Origin of the sequence: Lentzea sp. NPDC060358 (assembly GCF_042725365.1) — a bacterium.
Classification (GTDB): domain Bacteria; phylum Actinomycetota; class Actinomycetes; order Mycobacteriales; family Pseudonocardiaceae; genus Lentzea.
In genome coordinates this window covers 1-4,769 of record NZ_JBHXCW010000381.1, presented here as the reverse complement: position 1 = coordinate 4,769, position 4,769 = coordinate 1, and the positions used below count along the sequence as shown (strand labels likewise).

Annotated in this window: 4 protein-coding genes; 3 read left to right on the top strand and 1 reads right to left on the bottom strand. The window is 70.4% G+C overall.

All coding sequences use genetic code 11. The features are described from left to right. The first annotated feature begins 126 nt into the window (after positions 1-126). From ACFWGZ_RS39520 to ACFWGZ_RS39510, 3 genes are all read left to right on the top strand, one after another. Complete coding sequence (locus tag ACFWGZ_RS39520) at positions 127-843, top strand: MerR family transcriptional regulator (protein WP_382456717.1); 717 nt, start codon at positions 127-129, stop codon at positions 841-843. Positions 844-897: 54 nt separating this feature from the next. Then, entirely contained in the window at positions 898-2,358 is a 1,461-nt protein-coding gene (locus ACFWGZ_RS39515) for an alpha/beta hydrolase (RefSeq protein WP_382456716.1), read from the top strand. A gap of 183 nt (positions 2,359-2,541) precedes the next feature. Further along, positions 2,542-3,330 carry a chitosanase gene (locus ACFWGZ_RS39510; RefSeq protein ID WP_382456715.1) on the top strand — a complete coding sequence of 263 codons (789 nt, stop codon included), beginning with the start codon at positions 2,542-2,544 and terminating at the stop codon, positions 3,328-3,330. Between the two features lie 66 nt (positions 3,331-3,396). Here the strand turns inward: ACFWGZ_RS39510 and glyS are convergent. Continuing rightward, the coding region (glyS, locus tag ACFWGZ_RS39505; protein ID WP_382456714.1) for a glycine--tRNA ligase subunit beta at positions 3,397-4,769 on the bottom strand (1,373 nt) is incomplete at its 5' end.

Here is a 4,769-nt window from a genome sequence, read left to right as displayed (position 1 = left end):
GCCTTTTGTTTGCGACGAAAGTAGATCGTGCCGCCGACCTTCGTCTGAACCTTCCCGGCCGCCTTGACCGTGCCGCAGCGGCATGGTTTCCACTGAGTCGTGTCAGACCGAGCGGAAGGGGACGTCGTGGGGTGGAGCACCAGTCAGCTGGCCGAGCTCGCCGGTACGACGTTGCGCACGATCCGGCACTACCACGAGGTGGGACTGCTGCCGGAGCCCGGGCGGAAGGCGAACGGCTACAAGAGCTACGGCGTGACCCACCTGGTGCGGGTGCTGCGGGTCAAGCGCCTCACCGACCTCGGGTTGTCGCTCACGCAGATCGCCGGCCTCGGGGACGGGGACGAGCACCCCGGTGAGGCGTTGCGCGAGCTCGACGCCGAGCTGGCCGCGACGGTCGAACGGCTGCAGCGGGTGCGCGGCGAGATCGCGGTGATCCTGCGGCAGGAGGCGCCGACCGACCTGCCGCCGGAGATCGCGGCGACGCTCGCGCACACGGACCTGTCACCGCAGGACCGCGCGTTCACCGTCGTGATGGCCCAGCTGCTCACACCGGACGCGCTGTCGTCGTACGCCGAGACGCTCAAGACGTACGCGAGGGTGCCCGTGCTGGTGGAGTTCGACGAGCTGCCGGAGGACGCGGACGAGGAGACCCGCCAGGACCTGGCCGACCGCATGCGCGTCGACCCCCTGGTGCGGGAGATGCAAGCCGCGTTCCCGGATCCGACGCGCGTGCCGGGTGCTTCGCCGCACAGCGCCAAGTTCGTGGCGCAGACGATCGTCAAGACGATCGCCGAGCTCTACAACAAGGCCCAGCTGGACGTTCTCGTCCGCATGAACGGCTGACGTTCCACAGTTCTGGCGCACCGCGAGGGTGCGTCGTCGGGGAGGTATTTGCACATGCGAAAATCGTTGGCGCTGGCCGCGGTCGTGACCGCTGCCGCAGCACTGGTGGCGGTGCCGGGGGTCTCCTCCGCCACCACCCCGAAGGCCGAGGTGAAGTGGGTCGCCTGTCCCGCTGACGTCGCGCTGGAGGGGCTGGAGTGCGGGACGCTCAGCGTGCCGCTCGACTACCGCTCGCCCGAGGGCCGCAAGACCGAGGTGATGATCTCGCGGCTGGCCAGCAAGAACCCGAGCAAGCGCAAGGGGATCCTGCTGACCAACCCCGGCGGACCGGCCGAGGGCCTCACGTTCCCGTTCGTGCTCAAGGCACTCGGACTGCCCCAGAGCGTGCAGGACGCCTACGACGTCATCGGCATGGACCCGCGCGGCCTCGGCTACAGCTCGCCGTCGACGTGCGACATGACCGACGAGCAGATGGCGGACGGCAGCGTTCCGCCGTACGCCAACAACTCCGCCGAGGTGCGCCAGCGCGCCGACGAGGTGAAGAAGATCGCCGAGCAGTGCCTCAGGTCGTCGTCGGCCGAGGCGCTGCCGTACAACACGACCGCGAACATCGCGCGTGACCTGGACACCGTCCGCGGTGCGCTGGGCGAGAAGAAGGCGTCGTTCCTCGGGTACTCGTACGGCTCGTACCTGGGTTCGGTGTACGCCACGCTGTTCCCGAAGACCTCCGACCGCGTCGTGATCGACAGCAACCTGCCGAAGACCGGCTGGGACGTCGAGGGCGGCCGGCTGATGGGCCGCGGTGTCGAGGACACGTTCCCGGACTTCGCGAAGTGGGCGGCGGCGCACCCCGAGTACGGCCTCGGCACGACGCCGCAGCAGGTGCGCGCCAAGTTCTTCGACCTGGCCGTCCGGCTCGACGAGAAGCCGTCCGTCGAGGGCATCGACGGCAGGCTGTTCCGCTTCCTGAACTTCAGCGGCCTCTACCGCACCGACGACGTGGCCTTCACCAAGCTCGCCGCGTCGTGGAAGGCCCTGGACACCGGCCAGCCGCAGCCGCCGCAGGAGTACCCGGAGGTCCCGCGCGTCCAGGCCCTGCTGGCGGGCCGCCTGAACGTGATCTGCGGTGACTCGGCCTGGCCGAAGTCGGTCGGCACGTACGAGCGCAACGTGGCGGTCGACCGCGTCCGCCACCCGATGTTCGGCGCGGCGGCGGCGAACATCCAGCCGTGCGCGTTCTGGCCGAAGCCGGTGGAGAAGCAGGTCCTGCCGTCCGGCAAGGGCCCGCGCAACGTGCTGCTGGTGCAGAACGAACGCGACCCCGCGACGCCGCTCGCCGGCGCCCTGACGACGCGCCGGGCGTTCGGCGACAGGGCCGCGATGATCACCGTCGACCACGGCGGCCACGGCTCCTACGTGATCGCCAAGAACAAGTGCGCCGACGACAAGGTCACCGAGTACCTGCTCGGCGGCCGGCGTCCGAACGACACGAAGTGCGCGGCTGAGACCAGCTGATCGCACCACGGCACCGCGTGCGCCGGAAACTCCTGCCCCGCAGGCGTTTCCGGCGCATTGCGCTGTGTTCGCCTTATGTCCGTTTCGCGAATTAGTAAAGACTCTTGCCAATAAAGGTCCGGACCCCTTACCGTGGTCGCACGCCGCCCGGGACCCACCATCCCTGCCCCGGAGGAAAAACTCGTGAAACTCACCGGTCGCATCGCGGCCGCACTCCTGACGTGCGCCGCGCTCATCACCACCACGGTCGGGACCGCCTCGGCGGCCGACCTCGACGACCCGCAGCTCAAGGACATCGCGATGCGCATCGTGTCCAGTGCGGAGAACTCGTCCACGGACTGGAAGGCCCAGTTCGGCTACATCGAGGACATCGACGACGGCCGCGGCTACACCGCGGGCATCATCGGTTTCTGCAGCGGCACCGGCGACATGCTCGACCTCGTCGAGCTGTACAGGTCGCGCAAGCCCGGCAACGTGCTGGAGAAGTACCTGCCCGCACTGCGCGACGTCGACGGCACCGACTCGCACGCGGGCCTCGACCCCAACTACACCAGGGACTGGAAGACCGCGGCCCAGGACTCCGTCTTCAAGGCGGCGCAGGAGTCCGAACGCGACCGCGTCTACTTCACCCCCGCGGTGGCGCAGGGCAAGGCCGACGGCGTGCGGGCCCTGGGCCAGTTCGCCTACTACGACGCGATCGTCGTGCACGGCGACGGCGGCGACAGGACGAGCTTCGGCAACATCCGCAAGCGCGCGCTCGGCAAGGCGAAGCCGCCGTCGCAGGGCGGCGACGAGACCACGTGGCTCAACGCCTTCATGGACGCCCGCGTGTGGGCCATGAAGCAGGAGGCGGCCCACGAGGACGTCTCCCGCATCGAGACGGCGCAGCGCGTGTGGCTCAAGGCGGGCAACCTCGACCTGAAGACGCCGCTGAGGTGGAAGGTCTACGGCGACAGCTTCGAGATCAAGTGACCTCGTAGCGCCGGAAGGCGAAGAGGAGGGCGCCCTTGCAGGGGACGCCCTCCTCTTCCTCGTTCCCTACAGCTGCGTCCAGTCGAGCACCGGCGCCGCGAAGTCCCGGATCGACGCCAGCAGCCCGAGCCGTGCCGCCTTCACGTCCTCGTCCTCGGCCATCACCAGCACCTCGTCGAAGAACGTGTTGATCGGCCCGGTGAGGCCCTCCGCGGCGGCGACGAAGGCCGCCAGCCCGGCGACGTCACGCGGCACACCGTCGAAAGCCTTGTGCAGCGCCACTTCCGCGGGCTCGGACAACACCGGGGCGTCGTACGAAGCCTCGACGGACGCGGGGACGATCCGCCGCACCCGCTGCAACGCCGCGGCCAGCGCGTCGAAGGACTCGTTGCCCGCCAGCGTTTCCAGCTGCGCCAGGGTCTCGTCGGCGAGTACCGGCGAGTCGGCGAGCGGCAGCACCGCCTGCACGAACCGGTGCTCGTGCCCGGCGTCGAGCAGCGCCTGCTCGTACCGCCGCACCGCGAACTCCCGCGCCGTCTCCAGCGCCTCCGCGGACACCTCGAGCCCCTCCGCCGCAAGGGAAAGCGCCACCGGCAGCGTGATGGCACGGAGGTCCGGGAACGCCCGCAGCACCGTCACCGCGCCCAGAGCCGCGCGGCGCAGGCCGAACGGGTCGGAGGAGCCGGTCGGCTGCGCGCCGATGCCGAACAACCCTGCCAGCAGGTCGAAGCGGTCCGCCAGCGACAGCAGGGCGCCCGGCGTCGACGACGGCAGCGCGTCGCCGGCCGACCGCGGGAGTTCCATCTCCCACAACGCCTGCGCGACCTCCGGGGTCTCCCCCGACCGCACCGCGTACTCCCGCGCCATCACGCCGGCCAGCGACGACAGCTCGATCACCATCTGCGAGCCGAGGTCGAACTTCGCGAGGGCCCCGGCGCGGTCCAGCGTCTCGCGGTCGACGTCGACGACGCCCGCGAACCGGCCCGCCAGCGAGGCGATGCGCCCGGCGCGGTCGGCCATCGAGCCGAGCTTGTCCGCGAACGTCAGCTTCGCGAGCCCCGCCTTCATCTCCTCCAGCGGCGTCTTGAGGTCGGCGCGCCAGAAGAACGCCGCGTCCTCGTACCGCGCCCGCAGCACGGCCTCGTTGCCCGCGCGGACCAGGTCCGCGTCGACCGACCCGTTGGCCACGGCCACGAAGTGCGGCAGCAGCGCGCCGTCGGCGGAGCGCACCGGCAGGTACCGCTGGTGCTTGCGCATCACGGTGGTGAGGATCTGCGCCGGCAGCTCCAGGTACCGCTCCTCGAACGACCCGAGGATCGGCGTGGGCCACTCGACCAGGTTCGTCACCTCGTCCAGCAGCCCGTCGACCTCGACGACACCGCCGACCGACGCCGCGAGCGCCTGGGCGGCCTCGACGATCGAGGCCGAGCGCGCGGCGG

Coding starts and splice junctions, on each gene's coding strand:
- ACFWGZ_RS39515 (WP_382456716.1), top strand. CDS start 898: ATGCGAAAATCGTTGGCGCTGGCCGCGGTCGTGACCGCTGCCGCAGCA.